The following is a 23,145-nucleotide window of genomic DNA, read 5'->3' as shown; positions in this document are numbered from 1 at the left end:
TTAGATATTGAACCCTAGACTATTACAGCAGGATTCGATCTTCGTTTTTCTTAACTGTTGAGGTACCGATACCTTTTACCTTAGTAAGCTCATCTTGGGATGAGAATGGTCCATTCTGGTCACGATATTCAACAATGGCTTGTGCTTTCTTAAGTCCAACACCTTTTAGCAAAGTGGATATTTCTTCTGCAGATGCAGTATTTACATTCACCGTTATCACGATGTCGTCTGTTTTCACTGCCTGACCGGTACTATTATCTGCTGCGGTCACACTCGTCATAGGTAGCGCTAATGCTAATAAACATGCCAGTAGCCATTGATTGACTAAACCGATTTTTTTCATCATTTTTCTGCTCTCACTGTTAATTAAACGAAGCCATCTTAAACAAGCCACAGCGAGAGACAGATTTAGGTTTGAACAAAATAAAAGGAGCTGCAACTGCAGCCCCTTTCGTTAAACATATCAATTACATCTATAGAGCTTATTGGCTCACAGCAAAATATTCGATATCCGTGTTTGCTCTTAGCACAGACAACACTCCCGCAATATCTTGTTGCACTGCAATACGTGAAAGCTGAGCACCAATTTGATTTTGATATTGAGGTTCAATCTTTGCTTCAACCTTGCTTAATTCAATCAAAACGATATTACCGTCCAAATCTTTTGCTTGACCGTATACAACTTGGTCAACTTGCGGTTTAGGCATAGAGTAAACCGTTTGAGCAAGTTGAGAGCCACGATCTACCGTTTCTAGATCACCAAATGCAAGTTTGTTTTCTTCTAGCAGAGATTTGTCACCTTGCTTAAGGCTTTCAATCAACTTATCAGCAAGCTCTAGCGCTTGTTGCTCACCTTTTACTTTAGATAGTTGTGCAACAACCTGATCTTTGACTTCTTCTAGAGGCAGTACCATCTCAGGACGCGTTTCATCAACACGAACAACAACGACATGTTCTGGTGCCACTTCAATGACAGAAGAGTTTAAGCCATCTTCTTTCACTTCAGGAGACTGAATCGCTTGTTGAACGGATGCATTTTGCAGAGCGGTTGGCATATCTGATTGAGAAATAAAATCCGTTTTAACCACTTGTGCCAAAGTCACTTTAGCAGCCTCATCAAGCGAATCTGGATATTCAAACGCGACTTTCTCTAACTCAGTTTGTAGCTCATAGAAAGTGTCTACCGCTTTTTGAGAAGACAGTTCAGTCTTAATTTCTGCAGCTACTTCCTCCAACGGTTTAGCAACCGAAGCTTTGACGCCATCTAACTTGATAATGTGGTAACCAAAATCAGACTTAACAAGACCAGATACATCACCGACTGAAGCCAAGCCAAATGCTGCAGCTTCAAATGCAGGATCCATTGTATCTCGTTCAATCCAACCTAAAGAACCGCCATTATCTGAGCTGCCAATATCTTCAGATTTTTCTTCAGCAAGTTTCGCAAAATCTGCACCTGCGTTTAGCTCATCAAGAATCGCTTGGGCTTTAGCTTCGTCATCGCCTTGTACTAGGATATGACTAACTTCGCGTTGTTCAGCAGTTGAATACTTGTCTAGATGCTCTTGATAGTACTCTTTTACTTGTTCGTCACTGATGGTAACTTGTTTAGACAGTTTCTCAGCTGATAGCTCAATATAAGAGACTTTTACTTGTTCTGGACGAGTGTAACGTTCCGGATTCTCAGAGTAGAACTTCTGTACGTCTTCGTCGCTTACAGCAACATGGTTGGCAAAGTCGTTCAAAGACAATGTAACAGTGCGAATGTCTCTGGTTTGTGCAATCAGCGCGCTTTGAGCGTCAATTTCACCCTGTAGAGTAAACTCACTACCTTGTAGCGCTGATGTTAGCTGGCTACGCAGTAAATCACGACGTAAATATTCAGCAAAAGACTCGGCATTGAAGCCGGCACGACGTAGTGCTGCTTGGTAGATTTCTTGGTCGAATTTGCCTTCAGATTGGAACTGAGGCATATCCAAAATCAGTTTACGAACTTGTTCGTCACTGATTCTTAGACCTAATGAATTCGCATGCTGCTCGATGAGAACATCGTTGATCATGCGATCTAAAACAGATTTACGGAAAGAAGCAACGTACGCTGGATCTGCTAGTAAGTTAGCAAAATAGTCACCCATTTGAGATTGCATACGGTTTCTTTCGTTTTGATAAGCTTGCTCAAACTGACCACGGTCAATCTCAATGCTGCCAACTTTAGCCGCCGCGTTATTACCGCCACTGACTAGGTAGCTACCTACCCCTGCGAAGATAAAAGAAAGGATGATTAGTCCTAGGATAATTTTTACCGCGATGCTGTTAACACCCTCGCGTAATCGATCCATCATAGTTTTACTGCTCTCCGGATTTGAAGTTTAGACTTCAGCCAAAAATGAATAGCGCGATAATATCAGAAAAAGAAATGCGCATCAGTAGGATGCGCATAATTAAAAAAGGTTCGAATAAATTTTGCTGCAAGCAGCAAAAAAGTCATTCTAAGAAATTAGTTGCAAGCGTCTTTCAGTGCTTTACCAGCTTTGAATGCAGGAACTTTAGCTTCTGCGATTTGGATTTCTTCACCAGTTTTTGGGTTACGACCAGTGCGAGCTGCACGAGTACGAACTTGGAAAGTACCAAAGCCAACTAGAGCTACTTGGTCGCCAGACTGAAGAGTATCGCTTACTGCTTCGATAAATGCGTCTAGAGCACGACCTGCTGAAGCTTTTGATAGATCAGCGTTAGCTGCGATTTTTTCTACTAATTGTGTTTTATTCACTGTGATTCCCCTTTGGTCGCCAATTTATTATTTTGTTCGGCGCCTATTCGTTCCATTGATGTTTAAAGATAACCTAAAGCCTTGTTACAACTGGGCTGAAAGCTATAGTGAATAACGGTAGCCTCCAAAAAAAACGCTGACAAGCCCTTTTTGAGCCTATCAGCGTAATCTTTTACTTATTTTTGCTGCACATCACTCTTTTTCGGCTTCAAATGCCACACCAGTAGGGTCATTTTCCAGTGCAACCTTCAAAACTTCGTCAATCCAACGTACAGGAATTACTTTAAGATCAGCGATTACGTTGTCAGGAATCTCTTCCAAATCACGTTCATTGTCCTTCGGAATTAGCGCCGTTTTGATACCACCACGATGAGCAGCCAGCAGTTTTTCTTTCAAACCACCGATTGGCAAAACTTCACCACGAAGGGTAATTTCGCCCGTCATTGCAACATCAGCTTTCACAGGGTTACCGGTTAAACAAGAGACCAATGCGGTACACATTGCCGTACCCGCGCTTGGGCCGTCTTTTGGTGTTGCACCTTCAGGTACATGTACGTGAATATCGCGTTTTTCGTAAAAATCTGGGTTAATGCCCAGTTTTTCTGCGCGAGAACGTACGACCGTCATTGCTGCTTGAATAGACTCTTGCATCACTTCGCCAAGTGAGCCTGTCTGAGTAAGCTTACCTTTACCAGGCATAGACTGAGCTTCAATCGTTAACAGATCACCGCCAACTTCTGTCCATGCTAGACCCGTTACTTGACCAATACGGTTGTGTTCGTCTGCTTTACCAAAGTCAAAACGTTGTACACCAAGGTATTCTTTAAGATTATCTTGGTTCACAGTGACATGTTTTACATCTTTGTTTAATAAGATGTTTTTCACTGCTTTACGACAGATCTTAGAGATCTCGCGCTCTAGGCTACGAACACCCGCTTCACGTGTGTAATAACGAATCACACCCATAATTGCTGAATCTTCGATGGTAATTTCAGAAGGTTTCAGACCATTACGCTCGATTTGCTTCTCAACTAAGTGGCGCTTAGCAATGTTCAGTTTTTCATCTTCGGTGTAGCCTGATAGACGAATAACTTCCATACGGTCCAACAGTGGGCCCGGAATATTCATCGAGTTAGATGTTGCAACAAACATTACGTCAGACAAGTCATAATCCACTTCGAGATAGTGGTCATTGAATGAGTTGTTTTGCTCTGGGTCTAATACTTCCAATAGTGCAGAAGCTGGGTCGCCGCGCATATCCGATGCCATCTTATCGATTTCATCAAGTAGGAATAGCGGGTTTTTCACACCAACTTTTGACATTTTTTGGATCAGTTTACCCGGCAGAGAACCGATGTAAGTACGGCGGTGACCGCGAATCTCAGCTTCGTCACGAACGCCGCCGAGCGCCATACGCGTGTACTTACGCCCTGTTGCCGCGGCAATTGAACGACCTAGTGATGTTTTACCCACACCCGGAGGACCAACTAAGCAAAGGATCGGACCTTTTAACTTGCTAATACGACTTTGTACCGCCAAGTATTCAAGAATGCGTTCTTTAACGCGCTCAAGACCATAATGGTCAGCATTAAGAATTTCTTCTGCTTTTGCCAGATCACGTTTCACTTTAGAACGCTTAGTCCAAGGAACGTTGATCATCCAATCGATATAGCTGCGAACTACTGTTGCTTCTGCTGACATCGGAGACATCATTTTCAGCTTCTGCAACTCTTGCTCTGTTTTTTCACGCGCTTCAGCAGGCATTTTTGAGTCTTCGATTTTCTGCTTTAGAACTTCGAACTCATCTACGCCATCTTCTGTTTCACCCAGCTCTTTCTGAATCGCTTTCATTTGCTCATTCAGGTAGTACTCACGCTGAGATTTCTCCATTTGCTTCTTAACGCGAGTGCGGATGCGTTTTTCAACTTGCAGCAAATCTATTTCAGATTCCATCTGTCCCATTAAAAACTCTAGACGTTCAGTCACATCTAAAATTTCAAGAACTTTTTGCTTGTCCACTAACTTAAGAGGCATGTGTGCTGCAATAGTATCCGCTAGGCGTGCAGCTTCCTCGATGCCATTCAATGAAGTCAAAACTTCAGGTGGAATCTTCTTATTCAGTTTAATGAAACTATCGAACTGGTTGATAGCACTGCGTACTATCACTTCTTGTTCTTTATCATCTAACTCTGGAGTTATCAGGAATTCAGCACTTGCAGAGAAGAACTCTCCTTCATGAAACTCATTAATTTTGGCGCGCTGTTGACCTTCAACCAACACTTTCACAGTGCCGTCGGGTAACTTCAGCAATTGCAGAATGGTAGCAACCGTACCCACTTCGAATAAGTCCGAAATAGTAGGTTCATCTGTTTCGGCCTGCTTCTGTGCAACCAGAAGAACTTGTTTGTTGTTGTCCATTGCCGCTTCTAGGCATTGAATCGATTTCTCACGACCAACAAACAAAGGGATCACCATATGTGGATACACAACCACATCACGCAAAGGCAATACGGGGATCTCTATACGCTCGGAACGCTCCAAGTTCATATTATTCTCTCTTCCGCTTTGATATATATCGGAGTATATGGGGGCTAACTAACTGGATTCAATAACAGAATAAAAAAAAGGAGGTAATGATTACCTCCTTTGATTATTTATTGACTCTTAATGGCTTTTAAACCCAAGAGACTTGGCAAATTTACTCAGCGCCAGCTGCTTGGCTCTCATTACCTGAGAAAATCATTAGTGGTTCTGATTCGCCGTTAATCACCGACTCATCAATCACAACTTTCTCAACGTCAGACATTGAAGGTAGCTCGTACATGGTTTCTAGCAATACGCTTTCAAGAATTGAGCGTAGGCCACGAGCACCCGTCTTACGAGCCATCGCTTTTGCTGCGATAGCACGAAGTGCATCTTCACGGAACTCTAGATCTACATCTTCAAGTTCGAAAAGTGCTGCGTACTGTTTCGTCAATGCGTTCTTTGGCTCGCATAAAATCTGAATCAGCGCTTCTTCATCAAGCTCAGTCAATGTAGCTGTCACAGGTAAACGACCAATGAACTCTGGAATCAGACCATATTTCACTAGATCTTCAGGTTCTACCTGAGTAAACAACTCGCCTACTGTTCTGTTTTGATCTTTAGAACGAACTTCAGCGCCGAAACCAATACCAGTACCCGTTGCTACACGTTGTTCAATCACTTTATCCAAACCCGCAAAAGCGCCGCCACAGATAAATAAGATCTTAGAAGTATCTACTTGCAAGAACTCTTGTTGAGGATGTTTACGACCACCTTGTGGTGGCACTGATGCAACAGTACCTTCAACCAGTTTCAATAGTGCTTGCTGAACACCTTCACCAGAAACGTCTCGCGTGATTGACGGGTTTTCAGCCTTACGAGAAATCTTATCGATTTCATCGATATAGACGATACCGCGTTCCGCTTTTGCTACATCGTAGTCACACTTCTGAAGCAGTTTTTGAATGATGTTTTCAACATCTTCACCCACATAACCCGCTTCAGTTAGCGTAGTAGCATCTGCCATCGTAAATGGTACATCTAGGAAGCGAGCCAATGTCTCAGCGAGGAGAGTTTTACCGCTACCTGTAGGGCCGATCAGCAAAATATTACTTTTACCAAGTTCGACACCATCACTTGTCGTATCACCATTACGTAAACGCTTATAGTGGTTATATACCGCAACAGCGAGCACTTTTTTAGCGTGTTCTTGTCCAATTACATAGTCGTCAAGATGTGCACGAATTTCACGAGGCGCAGGCAATGCTGACGACTCTTTCTTAGGTAACACATCTTTAATCTCTTCGCGAATAATGTCGTTACATAGATCAACACATTCGTCACAGATATACACGGAAGGACCTGCAATCAGCTTGCGAACTTCGTGCTGGCTTTTGCCACAGAAAGAGCAGTACAGCAGTTTACTACTACCACCCTCTTTGCTTTTATCTGTCATTCGCTAACCTCTTAGCCTTTACTCTTTATGGTTTGAGTGTATAACAATTTCAATTAAATTGCGTTAAACAATTACCAGAACTGTTACTCACCACGGTGGGTCAGTACTGAATCCACCAAACCGTATTCTACTGCTTGTTCGGCAGACATAAAGTTGTCGCGGTCAGTGTCTCGCTCAATAATTTCAAGCGGTTGACCGGTATGCTCTGCCAACAAGTGGTTCAACTTGTTCTTAATCGATAGAATTTCTTGCGCATGAATTTGGATGTCCGAAGCTTGACCTTGGAAACCACCTAGCGGTTGGTGAATCATTACGCGCGAGTTTGGTAGAACATAACGTTTGCCAGGTGCGCCACCAGCTAGTAGAAATGCGCCCATAGAACAAGCTTGTCCCATACATACTGTACTCACGTTTGGTTTAATAAACTGCATAGTGTCGTAAATAGACATACCCGCAGTCACACTACCACCTGGTGAGTTGATGTATAGGAAAATATCTTTGTCTGGGTTTTCCGACTCTAAGAAAAGCAGCTGAGCCACGACAAGGTTTGCCATGTGGTCTTCTACCTGACCCGTTAAGAAAATAACTCGCTCTTTTAAAAGACGTGAATAGATATCGTATGAACGTTCGCCACGGGAAGTTTGTTCAACCACCATTGGTACTAGCGCATCAATAATCGGCGACATTGCGTTTTTTTCTTGGTAGCTCATAGTCTTAATATCCCTAAAAATAAATGGCCCGGATGATGTATATCATGCGGACCATTGTTAGCAGAATAGTTGATGTCTCGTCAACCTTCTACGCTATAGATTGCTTATTAAGCAGCAACTTGAGGGTTCATTAGCTCGTTAAAGCTAATTGCTTTCTCAGTTACTGTTGCTTTAGCAATGATCGCGTCAATCGCTTGTTCTTCTAGAGCCACGTTGCGCATGTTGTTCATCATTTGCTCGTTTTGCTCGTAGTAAGAGATAACTTCAGTTGGATCTTCGTAAGCAGTCGCCATATCTTCGATAAGCGCTTTTACTTTCTCGTCGTCTGCTTTTAGCTCTTCAGTCTTGATTACTTCACCTAGAAGTAGACCTACAACTACGCGACGCTTAGCTTGCTCTTCAAACATTTCACGTGGAAGTTGGTTTGCAGCTTCGATGTTGCCACCGAAACGTTGTGCAGCTTGCTGACGTAGAACGTCGATTTCTTGATCGACTAGAGCCGCTGGAACGTCGATTGCGTTTTCTTTCACTAGGCCTTCAATCGCTTGATCTTTGATACGCGCTTTGATTGCTTGCTTAAGTTCACGTTCCATGTTCTTGCGAACTTCAGCTTTAAGTGCGTCAACACCGCCTTCAGTTACGCCGAACTTAGCAACGAACTCATCGTTCAGTTCAGGTAGTTCACGAGCTTCAACTTTGTTCACTTTGATAGCGAACTTAGCTGCTTTACCTTTTAGGTTTTCAGCGTGGTAATCTTCTGGGAAGTTCACGTCGATTTCGAATTCCATACCTTTAGTTTTGCCAACGATACCGTCTTCAAAACCAGGAATCATACGACCTGCACCCATTTCTAGTGGGAAGTTTTCAGCTTTACCGCCTTCAAACTCTTCACCGTCGATAGAACCAACGAAGTCGATAGAAACGCGCTTACCGTTTTCTGCAGCTTCTTCTACTTCAGCCCAAGTAGCTTGTTGCTTACGTAGTGTTTCTAGCATCTCTTCAACGTCAGAATCTTGAACTTCTGCTGCAGGTTTTTCTACAGTGATGTTTTCTAGACCTTTCAGTTCTACTTCTGGGTACACTTCGAAAGTTGCAGTGAATACTAAGTCTGCACCTTCTTTAACTTCTACTGGTGCGAAAGTTGGAGCGCCAGCTGGGTTGATTTTCTCTTTTACGATTGCTTCGATGAAGTGGCGTTGCATCACTTCACCAAGAATGTCTTGACGTACTGCTTTGCCATACATTTGAGCAACCATCTTCATCGGTACTTTACCTTTACGGAAACCATCGAAACGACGATTTTTCGCGATGTTGCGTAGCTCAGCTGCCACTGCATCTTCGATGTTTGCAGCAGGAACAGTAATATTCAAACGGCGCTCTAGGCCTTCTAGCGTTTCAACAGTAACTTGCATTGTATATAAACCTCAAAACTGGCTCAGTATTCCTGAGCATCATGAGCCAACATCTCTGTTTGGCTTCATCCTTATTTTGTGCTCGGTAGAACACTTAACTGTAAATATTGAGCATCGATACTCTCAGTGAATTTCACCTAAATACCGAACTAATGAGTGACATCTTTTGTCGATTTGCGCCGAATAAAGGTATCTCTGATTAGCCTCAGGACTAAAAAATTAGACGCGATATACTACCGATCTCAGCTTTAGCTGTCGAGCGAATCCCCAGCAAGAAAAAGCCAATGTCCTAAAAAACTCTTTGAGTGCTAAAAAAACCATCAATCAATAGATCACTCGATGGCACAGAAATGGGGACAATATAGGCTTTTTCAAGAGAATCGAGGGATTTTTTTCCTCAAATAATCAAAAAGAGATCTGGCTCTTGTTTTGTCTCCCATATTCGAGATGTTTTTAAACAGATAATTTGAAGTTCCCAGTATCATTAGTGGCGAAGTAAATGAGGAAAAAAAGGTATGACAAGGATGCTGTCTGTGCGCCAACTATCAGTATTGTTTTTGATAATTTATGGTGTCATCGCCGCCATGTCAGCTCATCTCGTTTGGCGCTATAGCTATCAATCTCTGTTGATAGAACAACAATCAGAACTTGAACGCTTCTCAAGCCACATCTCGGCCAAACTCGACAAATACGCGCACATACCTCGCCTGCTTTCTAAAGATAAAGAACTGGTTGACGCACTAAGCCACCCAGAAAATAGTGCACAAATTGACTTAACCAATCGCTATTTGGAACAAGTCAACGAGGTCATTCAAGCGGCTGACACCTATTTGCTGGATGGCATCGGCAATACCATCGCATCCAGCAATTGGAATCTAGACCGTTCCTTTATCGGCCGAAACTTTGCGTGGCGTCCCTATTTCTACGATGCTATTTCCGGCCAGAAAAGCCAGTACTTTGCTCTAGGCTCCACTTCTGGTCAGCGCGGCTACTACTATGCCTATCCCGTTATTTATGCTGCAGAAGTGATTGGCGTTGTGGTGGTGAAAATGGATCTTTCCTCCATCGAGGACAACTGGCAGAACAAAAACAGCTACTTTGTTGCAACTGATGATAACAACATTGTTTTCATGTCCAGTAGATCAGACTGGCTGTTTCACAGCGTTTCCGAACTAAGCGAACAGTCGCGACAAAAAATACAGGAGACCCGCCAGTACCTAGACAGTACGATTCCCTCCTTGGGTTTTTATGGTGATGTGAATCTTTCGGAAACCGAGTGGATAAAGCCTAAGCAAGGTTGGATTAAAGACGACTATATTGTTTCAACTAACAAGCTGGATAATCTCGCGCTCAACATTCACGTCTTATCACCCAAAGTAAACGTGTTCTGGGATACCTTTGGCTTCTTAATAATCCTTACTATGATTTTCGCCATCATCTATCTTGCTTTTCTGCTGTTGCATCACAGACAAATACGCCAGCGCCAGATAGAACGACTACAGGCTGAAGCCAAACAGAAACTTGAGTTTTTGGTGATGGAACGTACTTCAAAACTTCATGTAGAGATTGATGAACGGATAAGAGCGGAACAAGCATTAAGACAGACTCAGGATGAGTTGATACAAGCAGCAAAACTGGCAGTGCTCGGACAGATGTCTGCCAGTATCAGTCATGAGCTGAACAATCCGCTCGCGGCCATTCGCAGCTTTGCCGACAATGGAAGACGGTTCTTAGCGAATGGTAAACCAGAACGCACCGATGAAAATCTTGAGCGTATATCGGCATTAACGGTGCGTATGGCAAAGATAAGTGAGCAGCTTAAATCTTTTGCACGAAAAACAGAAACCGGTGATCAAGTTGAAGCACAACTGCTTCCTCTGATCATCAACGCAAAAGAGCTTATGCAGCCACAGTTTAAATCCCATTACGTAGAGTTTGAGATAAAGGCGCCAGAGTCTCCAATTCGATGCAGCATTAACCCGATCCAACTGGAACAGGTGATCATTAACTTACTGACCAATGCAATACAGGCGGTTGATGAACAAGACATCAAGAAAGTTGTGCTGACGCTAGAACAGCATCAAAACCACGTTTACATTCATGTTGACGATTCAGGTTCTGGCCTCAATTTGAACCAAATCAAAAACCTATTTGAACCCTTCTTCACCACCAAGAAAAATGGTTTAGGGTTAGGATTATCTATCTCGCAACAAATTATGCATGGCATGGGTGGCGATCTTACAGCCCACTCATCACCGCTAGGAGGCGCGAGATTCACTATTACGTTAAACAAGCCCCAACAAAGTTCAGAGCAGTAAATTAAGGAAGTTGTATGTGCGATGTATTTTTTATTGATGACGAAGACGACATTCGAATCGCCATTGAGCAAAGCTTTGAACTGGCAGACATCGATGCGCGTTTTTTCTCTAGTGCTGAAGACGCATTATTAGCCATTAAGCAGGACAAACTGCCTATGGTAGTCGTCACGGATATCTGCTTGCCCGGCTTAAGCGGACAAAATCTGCTTTCATCCGTTCATCATCAGGATAGTGATGTCCCTGTCATTCTCATTACAGGCCATGGTGATATCTCTATGGCAGTACAAGCGATGCATGACGGAGCGTACGATTTTATTGAAAAACCTTTTGCTCCAGAAAGATTGATAGAGACTGTGAATCGCGCGATTGAACGCAGAAAACTAACGCTGGAAAACCAACAGTTAAAACGGAGCCTAAAAGCCAGCCAGACACTTGGCCCTCGGATTATCGGTGAAACCAACAGTATCATCGCATTAAGAGAAACCATTACTCACGTTGCCGACACCAACGCTGACATTCTGCTATTTGGTGAAACAGGCACAGGTAAAGAACTTGTCGCCCGCTCTCTTCACGAACAAAGCTCAAGACGTGAGAAAAACTTCGTTGCTGTTAACTGCGGAGCGGTACCGGAAAACCTTATCGAAAGTGAACTCTACGGACACGAAAAAGGCGCATTTACCGGTGCAGATGCAAAACGCATCGGTAAGTTTGAACATGCCCAAGGTGGTACGCTGTTTCTTGATGAAATTGAATCGATGCCTATGCATGCTCAAATTCGATTACTGCGCGTACTACAAGAACGTGTGATTGAAAGAGTTGGCTCCAATGAACTGATTCCGTTAGATATTCGAGTGATTGCTGCTACCAAAGTGGACCTAAAAAAAGCATCTCAAGAAGGGACTTTCCGTCAGGATCTTTATTACCGACTCAACATTGTCACGCTGGATATTCCGCCGCTTCGCGAGCGTCGCGAAGACATACCAGCCCTATTTCACCACTTCCTGCTTGTAGCAGCAGCACGTTACGGTAAAGCAGCGACCGCTCTGCCTCAAAGTGCATTGCAAGCTCTGCTCAGTCACGACTGGCCGGGTAACGTCAGGGAACTGCGGAACGCTGCGGAACGTTACGTTTTACTGGGCAAACTTTCAGAACTTGGTGAACAGAGCAAAAATGCAAAAGTGCTGACCAGTCTCGCCGATCAGGTTGCTGAGTATGAAAAGTCTCTTATCGAACAAACACTGATAGAGTGCTCCGGCAGTATTAAAGACACCATGGAACTGCTGAAGATCCCAAGGAAAACACTTTACGACAAAATGCAGAAATATCAGATAAATAAAGACACTTACAAAGAGTAAAAACGACTTTTACAAAAGTGCTATAGAGACACAAAAGAAACGCCCAGCAATGCTGGGCGTTTTGTTATGTTTGTTAGAATACCGCCTACTCTATCGGGTAATAATCTCCGGTCCCATTAGTAAGGTTGGTAGCCAAGTCGATACGATTGGCACATAAGTAACGATGATTAGGAACAGGAACATGATCGCTACCCAAGGCATAGCGGCTTTCACCACATGCATCATGGACATCTTGGCGACCCCTGCGGTTACGAAGAGGTTGAGCCCGACAGGCGGTGTTATCATGCCTATCTCCATGTTCACCACCATCATGATACCTAAGTGAATAGGGTCAATTCCTAACTCAATAGCAATCGGGAAAACCAGCGGAGCAACGATGATTAGCAGACCTGATGGTTCCATAAATTGCCCACCGATCAACAACAAGACGTTCACTACGATTAGGAATGTGATTGGTCCTAATCCAGCAGAAAGCATGGATTCAGTAATCATCTGTGGTACGCGTTCTTCTGTCAGAACATGTTTCAAGATCAGCGCGTTAGCGATGATAAATAGCAACATGATCGTCAGTTTACCCGCGTCATAAAGCGTATTTTGCGTATCTTTATGAACAAAAGACTCGAACACTTTGACGACGAAGTGCTTGGTATTATTTTTGTCAGCGAAAGGCCCCATATCGCGATAAATAAAGTTTGCGATAAAGAACGAGTATACAGCTGCAACTGCCGCGGCTTCTGTTGGTGTAAAGATACCACCGTAGATACCACCAAGGATGATCACCACCAGCAACAGACCCCAACTCGCATCTTTTGCTGCTGCCATTGCTTCTTTCCAGCCAACAAAAGGCTGTTTTGGTAAGTTTTTGATACGGGCAGTAATGTAAATCGCAATGATCAACATCAGACCAGCCAATAGTCCCGGAATTACCCCGCCAAGGAACATACGGCCAACAGAAACGTTAGTCGCCGCTGAATAGACAACCATTACGATTGAAGGCGGAATCAGAATCCCCAAGGTGCCCGCATTACAAATTACACCCGCTGCAAACTCTTTGCTGTAACCATTTTTCACCATACCGGCAATAACAATACTACCGATAGCGACAACCGTAGCAGGTGATGATCCAGAAAGTGCCGCAAACATCATACAAGCAACAACCGAAGCCACTGCTAGACCACCACGGAACCAACCTACCATCGCGATAGCAAAGCGAATAATACGTTTCGCCACACCGCCAGTAGACATAAAGCTAGAAGCCAAAATAAAGAATGGGATAGCTAAAAGGGTGTAGTGGCCTTCAAACGCATTGAATAGGGTTTGTGCAACCGAAGCAAGTGAAGCTTCCGAGTGCCACATTAAAAACAGAATACTCGACAGACCAAGCGATACAGCAATTGGAACGCCAATCAACATGAAGCCAATAACGAGTATGAATAACAACAAAATAGCCATGGCTTACTGCTCCTTAGTCTTATTTTTTGTGCCCATAACATCTTCCACGTCAGCCAATTCCGCTTTTAATGCATCAAGGTCTTCTTCGGCTTCATGACCCGCAATCATTCGGTCTAACTTGCCTGTTAGGATCTGATACGCGATTTGTAAGAAGCGGAAAGTGAGCATAGCCATACCTACTGGTAATGCCATGTAAGGGATAAATCTAGGTAACTTCTCATAACGCTCACCTTCATTAAGCCAATCCGCTAGGAATTGCAGCATTTCTGGCATCGGAATATCGTCGGTTTCATACCAAGCGCGTTCAGTCGCAAATGGGTACCAGTAATTCCACGAACCGATCAGCAGTAAAGTAGAGAAAGCGAGACAGCAGCTAATAGCGATCAAAGCGTAAATTTTTCGGCCTGCAGGCGGTGCCATATTGATCAGCACATCAACACCGATGTGGAAGTGTTTCTTCACTCCATAGGAAGCTCCGACGAGCACCATCCATGCAAACATAAATACGGTGAGTTCTAACGCCCAGAGAATGTTGTCGTTAAACATATAGCGCATCACTACGTTGGCAAAAGTGAGTAGCGTCATTGCACCTAAGAAGAAGGCGATCAATGTCTCTTCCGCTTTGTCAGTAAAACGACCGACTTTGGCAAAAAATGACTGTTCCATAAGATACTATGCTCTTGTTGTAATCGTTGTTGTCATGTAATTGGTGTAAAAGCCCCCACCCGTAAAGAGCAGGGGCAAACATCATTACTTCTGATTAGAAGCCAAAGCAGCATCAATTAGATCGCTACCGATATCTTTTTCAAACTTCTTCCAAACAGGTTTCAAAGCATCAACCCATTGTTGGCGTTGCTCTGGTGTTAGCTGACGAACAACACCACCCGCTTCAATGATGTATTGCTTGTTCTGTTCTTCTACTTTGTTCGATTCCGAATTACGAGCAACCGTTACTTCGTTAAGAATGGTTGCTAGCTGATCACGGATGTCTGCTGGTAGACCGTCCCACCATTTCGATGAAGTCACCACTAGGTAATCAAGGATGCCGTGGTTGGTTTCAGTAATACCATCTTGAACTTCGAAGAATTTCTGACCATAAGTGTTTGACCAAGTGTTTTCCTGACCATCGATAACTTTGGTTTGTAGGCCACCGTACACTTCAGCAAATGACATCTTTTGAGGGTTGGCACCCAACTGTTCAAACTGTGCAACTAACACGTCAGACGCCTGAACACGGAACTTAAGACCTTTAGCATCTTCTGGAACAATAATGGGTTTGTTCGCAGAGATTTGCTTCATACCGTTGTGCCAAAATTCTAGACCTTTCACGCCACGACGAGTCATTGCATTCTTTAGCTGTACACCAGATTCTGAGTTTTGGAAGCGGTCTACTGCGTCTACGTCTTCAAAAAGGAAAGGTAAGTCGAAAAGGCGGAACTTTTTGGTAAATTTTTCAAATTTAGACAGAGACGGAGCGGCTAACTGAACGTCGCCGTTCAACAATGCTTCTAACACTTTGTCATCATCGTAAAGCGTTGAGTTAGGGAAAACTTGCATACAAGCTTTGCCATTCATCTCTTCGTTAACACGCTTTTCAAGTAATGACGCGGCAATGCCTTTAGGGTGTTTATCTGTGTTGGTTACATGGCTGAATTTAATCACCATTTCACCTGGGTCACAGTTTGCAGCAGCATTGAAGCTTGTAACAGCTAGGATAGAGGCAGTCAGTAGGGTAAGAGGCTTTAACATTATTATTCTCCTTGGTTTATATCATCAGCTAACTCATCAATGAGCGCTGCATGAACTCTATAGAGCAAAGAGCAAGCCAAGTTGAAACAATTAATTAACATTCATTTAAAAACAATTAGTTACACTTAGTTTCTAAATGTCATATCGATAAGACGGGTAATGAAGAATGTCGAAATGGGTGGAAAATGACACATTAAAAATTAACGTTTGTGTCATTTTCCGCCTATTGAAAGAGAAGCTGCGCAGCTTTATCGCCCCTAGTAACAGCGATAAAGCTACATTGAGGATTTCACCACCTTAACAAGGCGCTGCACCGCCTGCTCTGGTGTTTCATCTGGATCGTTAAAGAAGTTGGTGATCACATCAAACATTGCACTTTGAACATAACTGGTGGTCGACATCCCATGAGCCATACTTGGCACCAAATCGCCTGTTTTCGCCGATGATTTAAACTCTTGCATTGAATCGAGTGCACACTGGTCGAAGTGAGACATATCCATATCGACCCGCACAGGTATGGAACCTTTGTTCAGGTTGAATACTTCCTGAAATTTAGGATTAAGTATCGTGGACGCTAATGCTTTTTGCGCTTCAAAGTTCTCTTCATCGTGAAGTTCAAAGAACGCAAAACTGTCGACGTTATAAGTGAATTTTCCGGCCGTCCCCAGAGCAGGTGCACAGATATAATCTTTACCGGGTATCTTACCAGCCGCAGAAAACTCTCCTTTTGCCCAGTCACCCATGATCTGCATTCCTGCCTCGCCTTTAATCACCATCGAGGTCGCTTCAAGCCAGTTTCTTCCGGGCGCATCATCATCAACATAACTTAGGACTCGTTTAAACTGAGTAAAAGCCTCGACCATTTTGTCACTGCCTAGAATCTCCATATCCAGATCGACAAACGCTTTTATATAGTCTTCTGAACCCAGCACGTCTAAAGCAATAACTTCAAACAGGGTTGCATTCTGCCAAGGCTGACCACCATGAGCCAAAGGAATCACCCCTATCGCTTTAATTTTATCTGCGGTAACAAAGAAATCGTCTAATGTGGTCGGCACACTTGCACCAGCTTTCTTCAGAACCTCAGCATTCGCCCAAAGCCAGTTGATTCGGTGAACATTCACGGGTACTGCGACATACTGCCCGTCATACTTCATCACATTACTGATGATGTTGGGGATAACGTTATCCCAGTGCTCTTTGTCCGAGACTTGGTTCAGGCTGGTTAAAAAGCCGAGTCGAGCCCACTCTTGAATATCGAGCCCTTTGATATTCGCAGCTGAAGGTGGATTACCCGAGACAGCACGAGTCTTGAGAACTCTCATTGCGCTTTCGCCACCGCCGCCTTCCACACCGAAATCAATCCATGAGTATCCTTGTTGCTCCAACATGGTTTTCAATACAGAAATAGCATTGGCTTCACCACCGGCAGTCCACCAGTGAAGCACTTCTACCTCACCTGCAAACGTTGGTGTAGCAGCAGAAAGCAGTGAAGCGGCAAGAAGAGTTTTTGTTATTTTCATTGTTTTTCCTTTTGAGTAAGGAATTTACACTTCGAGTGTCGGTGGGATAAACAGCTTGATACGCAAACCACCACTCAACAGATTCTCTATCACCATGTCGCCACCATGTCCGCGAAGAATACTACGACTGATCCCTAAACCAAGCCCATGCCCTTCATCATCATTGGCAATTCGGAAGTAAGGTTCAAAAACTCTTTCCAGCTTATCTTTGGGGATACCCGGCCCTCGATCTTCAATACAGATGGTGATCCAGTCCTCTGTCTCTTCAATGCTCACCCAAACTTCATAACCGTACTTAACGCCGTTGTTAATCAAATTGGTAAGTGCCCGCTTCATCGCTAACGGTTTTGCGACAATAGGTTCAATGGCTATAGGCTTAAAGTGGACAGTCTGAGTCGTTAGATTATGTCCTTCTGCAATCGACAGAATCAGCTCGTTGAGATCGATAAAGTCGTTGTTTTCGTGCAAATCTGTATCACGAACACACTGCAATGCGCCTTTAACCATCATCTCAAGTTCATCTAGATCGCGGTTAAATTTCTCGCGCTTAATATCATCTTCAAGCAATTCTGCTCTTAGCCTTAGGCGAGTAATCGGTGTTTTTAAATCGTGGGAAATGGCAGAAAAGAGATTCTCCCTGTCCGATACATAGCGGCGAATGCGCTGTTGCATGAGGTTAAATGCGCGGGTAGCGGTAATTAACTCACTTGCACCTTCTTCATTCAAAGGCCGCTGTTCGATACCCATACTCATATCGTTGGCAGCACGGGCTAAGTTTTTTAAAGGTCTAACTTGTCTGCGCATTAACAGGTAAGTAAGCACTAGCAAAATGGATGTCGAAAAGAACAAATAGATAATCTGCTCTTTACCTATGATGGTGTCATCCAAGGTGATGTATGGTGAAGGCAGTAAGGCTGCTATGTATATCCACTCTTTTTCATCCAGTTCAATCTGCACCACCATGACCGGAGGGTTGAGCGGTTCCAAAGTGAGCGTGTGATGAACCCATGACTTGGGTAAGTCATTCATGAAAATACTGTTCTTGAGTAAACGCAATCTTTCAGGACGAGAAAAATCCACCAGCACCTGACCGACATTGTTCAGTTTGTCATTTAAGACCTCTTTCACCGCCTTCACCGATGCCTTTTTCAGGCTTGTTTCTTCTATCGGCTCAACGATTAACCTTTCCTTGTTCAAGGAGACAAAAAAACGTGTACCGCCCATATTTCGGATCTGATCCAAAATAATATGACGATAACGGACAGGAAGAGACTGGAAAAATGTCACTGTAGAGGCAAACATACCCGCCATACTGGCTGATGCCGAATGAATACCTTCCAGTTCTTTGGCCTTTGATTGGCTATACCAGACGGAGGTCGCAATCCCCTGAGCGATCACCACTGCCAGCAGCGTCAACATTAAAGTACGAGCCACTAGCGAGTTGGGCTTAAATCTTTTCCAAAAACGTGGAGCTGACATAAAGATTAATGCTCATATTGAACAGGAATGGCTAACTTATAACCATTGCCACGCATGGTTTTAATGTAGTGAGGAAACTGCTCACTGCTGCCCAAACGCTGTCTTAAACGACTTAATTGAACATCGATACCGCGCTCGTAAGGCAAGGCTTCACGCCCACGAGTTGCCATAGAGATAGTGTCCTTGTCGATCACTTCGTTCGGATTAGTCAAGAACAGCATCAACAATGCGAAGTCACTTCCGGACAGGTCATGCTCTTCCTGAGTATGAGCATGCACAATACGATGAGATGTGGTATCTAAACGCCAATCACCAAACTCGATATGTTTCGGCAATACTTCTTCGCCTTTCTCTTCGTTGGCATTGAAACGTCTTAGCACGGCTTTAATACGAGCTACCAGCTGTCTAGGACTAAATGGCTTCGCAATATAGTCATCCGCACCGATTTCCAGACCGATAATTTGGTCGGTTTCATCCGATACCGCAGTCAACATAATGATAGGAACATTCGAATCACGGCGAATATGTTGGCAAATATCGAAACCGTCATCTCCCGGCAACATCACATCCAGCAAGATAAGATCAGGATACCCTTTGGCATCTAAATAAGCCTGAAGTTCTACACCGTCACCAACTGCGGCGACATTGAAACCAGACTTACTGAGATACTCATCCAGTAGCTCACATATTTCTTTGTCATCATCAACGACGAGGATGCGAGTATCTTCCAGCATGTTTCTTCCATATTCCGTATGTAACAAATAGTGAATAGATTTTATAACCGTAGCGCTTTCTTGATTACGCTTATTTCACTAAAACTTGAATTCATCATGGATAGAGATCACATTATTCAGTCAAATTATTGTAAACGTTCTCATGAAGAGCAGCTAATCTCCAAAGTTTTGCCCCATTCTGGCGGTAACTTGGCGTAGTGTTCATTGTGTGGCTGATCTTCAAATGGCTTTTTCAGTAGTTCGGCTAAGCGCTCTAACTCTGAAAAATCCCCTTCTTCGGCTCTATCTATAGCGACCTGCGCCAAATAGTTCCTTAAAATGTATTTAGGATTTACCTGACGCATTTTCTCACAGCGTTGTGCCGTACTCACTGGTTCACCTTGACGACTTAACTCGCGCTCACAGCGAGTAAGATAAGTATCCAACCACTGAGAGGCTTGCTCGCGATCGAGAAACAGGTCAATCACCTCTTGTGACTTGGCTATATCCAACATAGAGATCTGGCGGAAGAAACGCGTGTAGTCCACCTTGTTGGCAGCCAAAAGCTCAAACATGGTATCGAAAATGCCGCCATCTTCAGGTAAACGCGTTAACAGGCCAAGTTTTTTACGCATCATTTCGCTAAAGTAACCATTGAGCTGAACTTCGTATTGATTCAGCGCCTGTTCGAGATCTTCTCTCTCAATTAACGCCGATAAAGAATGTGCCAGTGCCGATAAATTCCATAACGCAATTCTCGGTTGCTGGTCGAAGGCATAACGCCCCTGATAGTCCGAATGGTTGCAGATAAAATCAGGCTGATAATCATCCAAAAAGCCAAAAGGACCGTAATCAAAAGTCTGCCCAAGAATAGACATATTGTCGGTGTTCATGACCCCATGCGCAAACCCCACCGCTTGCCACTGCGCAATCATTAGTGCTGTTTTATCTACGATTTGATTGAACATCATGGCGTAAGGATTTTCCTGTCCGGCACATTCAGGGAAATACCACTCAATCACTTTATCTGCGAGGAGTTTTTGCTGATCTAACTGATTGGTATAAAAGAAATGCTCGAAATGGCCGAAACGAATATGAGTATCAGCCATACGAATCAACAACGCACCGTACTCTTGTTTTTCACGATAAACTGGTGTGTCACTGGTCATTAAACCGAGCGCTCTGGTAGTTGCGATTCCCAGCCCAGCCATCGCTTCACTGCACAGATATTCGCGCACCGATGAACGTAATACCGCACGCCCATCACCCATTCGCGAATAAGGTGTTAAACCCGCACCTTTAACATGAATATCAGCCACTTGACCACTTTTCGATGCCACTTCTGCCAATAACAATCCACGTCCATCACCCAAATCAGGGTTGTAAACGCCAAATTGGTGACCAGCATACTTCATCGCCAGCGGAGCAAACTGCTCTGGCACTTCCTGCCCTGAAAAAGCCTGTAAGAGTTCGTTATTCGGTTTGTCAGGAAAACCATAGTGCTTGGCTAGATCGCTGTTCCAAGTCACCCATCGGGTATTACTCAAAGGCTGAGGCTCAATAAGTGTGTAAAAAGCTTTAGGTAACTCGCTAAAACGAGTTGTCAATGTGACGGTATCCCAGAATGACATAACATTTCTCACAAGCATCGATTGCGCTGATTTATTTGTTCGAACGTTAGCAAATACCCGAGTTAAATACTAGGTTATATAAAACAGAGATAAAAAAGCCCCAACTTGATTTGGGGCTCATAGTGTCACTTGCTGAATAACGGTTAAATCAGAGCGAATACGCCTACTACCGCAACTAAGGAAAACACTAGCGTGCGACCAATAACGCCTAAAAGAGTTGGTTGAATCATTTCTACATGCATAATGCTCTCCTCGATAAATATGACAATGTAATGACAATATGATGAAAATTTCGCTAATGAGCAATAACTAGACAGATTAAATTTTTGTTACAACGTAAGTTACTCACTGAATGAAATTCAAAATGTACCTACATAGAAATGATAAACATAGAACTGATAAACCTTGCCTATCGGCAAACCCTTTACCGCATTATCCCTTGTATTGAAGCATTAAATTGTCCAGTATGAAAAAAGGACAGCAATAGAAGGATAAGGATGAATGAGAAATCCAACACCGCGCCTAACATTGCGCGTGATTGAAAAAAGCGACTATCCAGAATTAGCAGAGCTAATGGATTTAGTTTTTCATGACGTGGGCGGAGCCTGGCCACGCATGACAATTATGGATTTGATTCACCAGTTTCCTGATGGACAAATTTGTATCGAAGACGACGGCAAAATCATTGGCGCAGCTCTCACTATCAAAGTCGATTACAACCGCTTCTCTCTTCCCCATGTGTACACAGATATCATCAATGAAAACAATGTAATTCAACATAAAGCGAACGGTGACGCACTGTATGGGTTAGATGTGTTTGTGCACCCCGATTATCGTGGTTTGCGCTTAGGACGACGCTTATATGCGGCTCGTAAAGAGCTCTGTCGCAGCACCAATTTGAAAGCGATCCTCGCTGGCGGAAGAATTCCCGGATACGGCGCTTACGCCAATACTATGCCAGTGACCGAGTACATTGAAAAAATCAAACGCCGCGAAATCCACGACCCGATACTCTCCTTCCAACTTTCCAACGACTTTGACGTAAAACGTATCATGCGTCATTACCTACCAGAAGATGACAGTTCGCGTGGTTACGCCACTTTGTTGGAATGGGATAACTTCTTTTATGAAGACGATATTATCTCCATTCACGACATTGAAAAAACGTTGGTCAGAATCGGTATCGTACAATGGCAGATGCGGGCCGTGACCAGCGCGGAAGACTTGATGGATCAGGCTGAATTCTTTGTCGATTCACTCTCCAATTACAAAGCTGATTTCGCCCTCTTCCCTGAATTTTTCAACGCCCCATTAATGGGACTTAAAAACGATCAAAATACGGTAGAGGCGATTCGTTTTCTTGCGTCATTCAGTGAAGAAATTAAACTGCGTTTTTCTGAGTTGGCCGTTACTTACAACATCAACATCATTGCGGGCAGTATGCCTGTGTTGGAAGATGGCATTCTCTACAACGTGGCATATTTGCTTCATCGCGACGGAACCATTGATGAACAGAGTAAAATCCACATCACTCCGCATGAAAAGCGAGATTGGGTTATCGACGGTGGTGACAAAGTGCAGGTGTTTGAAACCGACGCAGGACGTGTTGGCATTCTGATTTGTTACGACAGCGAGTTTCCTGAACTGGGCAGAATGATGGCAGAACAAGATGTGCAAATTATCTTTGTTCCCTTCTGGACTGATACCAAAAACGGCTATCAACGGGTTCGTCTGTGCTCACAAGCTAGGGCAATAGAGAATGAGTGCTACGTGGCCATTGGAGGAAGTGTCGGTAACTTACCACGCGTGGATAACGTCGATATTCAATACGCACAATCTGCAGTATTTTCTCCATCTGACGTCTATTTCCCTCACGATGCGACAATCACGGAAGCCAGCCCCAATACCGAGATGATCATCTTTGCTGATGTCGATTTAGATAAGCTTAAGCAGCTGAATACCGAAGGTTCGGTTACTAATCTTCGCCATCGCAGAATGGATCTCTACGGCGGATTCACACAACCCAAGTCCTAGTCAGTGAATACTGCTCATTA

The 23,145-nt window shown here is 43.7% G+C and carries 17 protein-coding genes; 3 read left to right on the top strand and 14 right to left on the bottom strand.

The features are described from left to right. Positions 1-22: 22 nt before the first annotated feature. From ACRQQK_RS03850 to tig, 7 genes are all read right to left on the bottom strand, one after another. Positions 23-280 carry a ComEA family DNA-binding protein gene (locus tag ACRQQK_RS03850; RefSeq protein WP_457510167.1) on the bottom strand — a complete coding sequence of 86 codons (258 nt, stop codon included), beginning with the start codon at positions 278-280 and terminating at the stop codon, positions 23-25. Between the two features lie 202 nt (positions 281-482). After that, positions 483-2,342, bottom strand: a complete 1,860-nt coding sequence (ppiD, locus tag ACRQQK_RS03845) for a peptidylprolyl isomerase (protein WP_457510124.1) — start codon at positions 2,340-2,342, stop codon at positions 483-485. Positions 2,343-2,497: 155 nt separating this feature from the next. Beyond that, positions 2,498-2,770: an HU family DNA-binding protein gene (locus ACRQQK_RS03840; RefSeq protein WP_042486811.1), complete on the bottom strand. Its 273-nt coding sequence runs from the start codon at positions 2,768-2,770 to the stop codon at positions 2,498-2,500. 192 nt (positions 2,771-2,962) lie between these two features. Next, entirely contained in the window at positions 2,963-5,317 is a 2,355-nt protein-coding gene (lon, locus tag ACRQQK_RS03835) for an endopeptidase La (RefSeq protein WP_269349443.1), read from the bottom strand. Between the two features lie 151 nt (positions 5,318-5,468). Further along, positions 5,469-6,749: an ATP-dependent protease ATP-binding subunit ClpX gene (gene clpX / locus ACRQQK_RS03830; RefSeq protein WP_042486817.1), complete on the bottom strand. Its 1,281-nt coding sequence runs from the start codon at positions 6,747-6,749 to the stop codon at positions 5,469-5,471. 83 nt (positions 6,750-6,832) lie between these two features. Continuing rightward, positions 6,833-7,459 (bottom strand): ATP-dependent Clp endopeptidase proteolytic subunit ClpP, encoded by a 627-nt coding sequence (gene clpP / locus ACRQQK_RS03825; RefSeq protein ID WP_042486819.1) that lies wholly within the window; start codon positions 7,457-7,459, stop codon positions 6,833-6,835. Between the two features lie 107 nt (positions 7,460-7,566). Further along, positions 7,567-8,871, bottom strand: coding sequence for a trigger factor (tig, locus tag ACRQQK_RS03820; protein ID WP_457510123.1), 1,305 nt, complete (start codon positions 8,869-8,871; stop codon positions 7,567-7,569). A 524-nt stretch (positions 8,872-9,395) separates the two neighbouring features. Between tig and ACRQQK_RS03815 the strand changes: the two genes are divergently transcribed. Further along, on the top strand, positions 9,396-11,189 hold the full coding sequence (locus tag ACRQQK_RS03815) for a sensor histidine kinase (RefSeq protein WP_457510166.1): 1,794 nt from the start codon (positions 9,396-9,398) through the stop codon (positions 11,187-11,189). Positions 11,190-11,203: 14 nt separating this feature from the next. Further along, positions 11,204-12,544 (top strand): sigma-54-dependent transcriptional regulator, encoded by a 1,341-nt coding sequence (locus ACRQQK_RS03810; RefSeq protein ID WP_457510122.1) that lies wholly within the window; start codon positions 11,204-11,206, stop codon positions 12,542-12,544. A gap of 90 nt (positions 12,545-12,634) precedes the next feature. Here the strand turns inward: ACRQQK_RS03810 and ACRQQK_RS03805 are convergent, their stop codons facing one another. The 7 genes from ACRQQK_RS03805 to ACRQQK_RS03775 all read right to left on the bottom strand — a co-directional run bounded on the left by ACRQQK_RS03805 (position 12,635) and on the right by ACRQQK_RS03775 (position 21,091). Continuing rightward, positions 12,635-13,996, bottom strand: coding sequence for a TRAP transporter large permease (locus ACRQQK_RS03805; RefSeq protein WP_457510121.1), 1,362 nt, complete (start codon positions 13,994-13,996; stop codon positions 12,635-12,637). A gap of 3 nt (positions 13,997-13,999) precedes the next feature. Beyond that, positions 14,000-14,662: a TRAP transporter small permease gene (locus ACRQQK_RS03800; protein ID WP_457510120.1), complete on the bottom strand. Its 663-nt coding sequence runs from the start codon at positions 14,660-14,662 to the stop codon at positions 14,000-14,002. 84 nt (positions 14,663-14,746) lie between these two features. Next, the gene (locus ACRQQK_RS03795) at positions 14,747-15,745 is read right to left on the bottom strand and encodes a DctP family TRAP transporter solute-binding subunit (protein ID WP_457510119.1); all 999 of its coding nucleotides are present in this window, start codon (positions 15,743-15,745) and stop codon (positions 14,747-14,749) included. Between the two features lie 275 nt (positions 15,746-16,020). Further along, positions 16,021-17,268, bottom strand: a complete 1,248-nt coding sequence (locus ACRQQK_RS03790) for an ABC transporter substrate-binding protein (RefSeq protein ID WP_457510118.1) — start codon at positions 17,266-17,268, stop codon at positions 16,021-16,023. Positions 17,269-17,292: 24 nt separating this feature from the next. Beyond that, the gene (locus tag ACRQQK_RS03785) at positions 17,293-18,747 is read right to left on the bottom strand and encodes an ATP-binding protein (protein ID WP_457510117.1); all 1,455 of its coding nucleotides are present in this window, start codon (positions 18,745-18,747) and stop codon (positions 17,293-17,295) included. A gap of 5 nt (positions 18,748-18,752) precedes the next feature. Further along, the gene (locus tag ACRQQK_RS03780; protein WP_457510116.1) at positions 18,753-19,481 is read right to left on the bottom strand and encodes a response regulator; all 729 of its coding nucleotides are present in this window, start codon (positions 19,479-19,481) and stop codon (positions 18,753-18,755) included. A gap of 140 nt (positions 19,482-19,621) precedes the next feature. Further along, positions 19,622-21,091 (bottom strand): protein adenylyltransferase SelO, encoded by a 1,470-nt coding sequence (locus tag ACRQQK_RS03775; RefSeq protein WP_457510115.1) that lies wholly within the window; start codon positions 21,089-21,091, stop codon positions 19,622-19,624. A 501-nt stretch (positions 21,092-21,592) separates the two neighbouring features. Here ACRQQK_RS03775 and ACRQQK_RS03770 point away from each other — a divergent pair. Beyond that, positions 21,593-23,125, top strand: coding sequence for a bifunctional GNAT family N-acetyltransferase/carbon-nitrogen hydrolase family protein (locus ACRQQK_RS03770; RefSeq protein ID WP_042486855.1), 1,533 nt, complete (start codon positions 21,593-21,595; stop codon positions 23,123-23,125). Positions 23,126-23,145 lie beyond the last annotated feature (20 nt).

The sequence above is a fragment of the Vibrio sp. C8 genome (assembly GCF_054051265.1).
The sequence above is the reverse complement of the archived record's forward strand: the minus strand, read 5'-3'. Positions and strand labels throughout refer to the sequence as shown.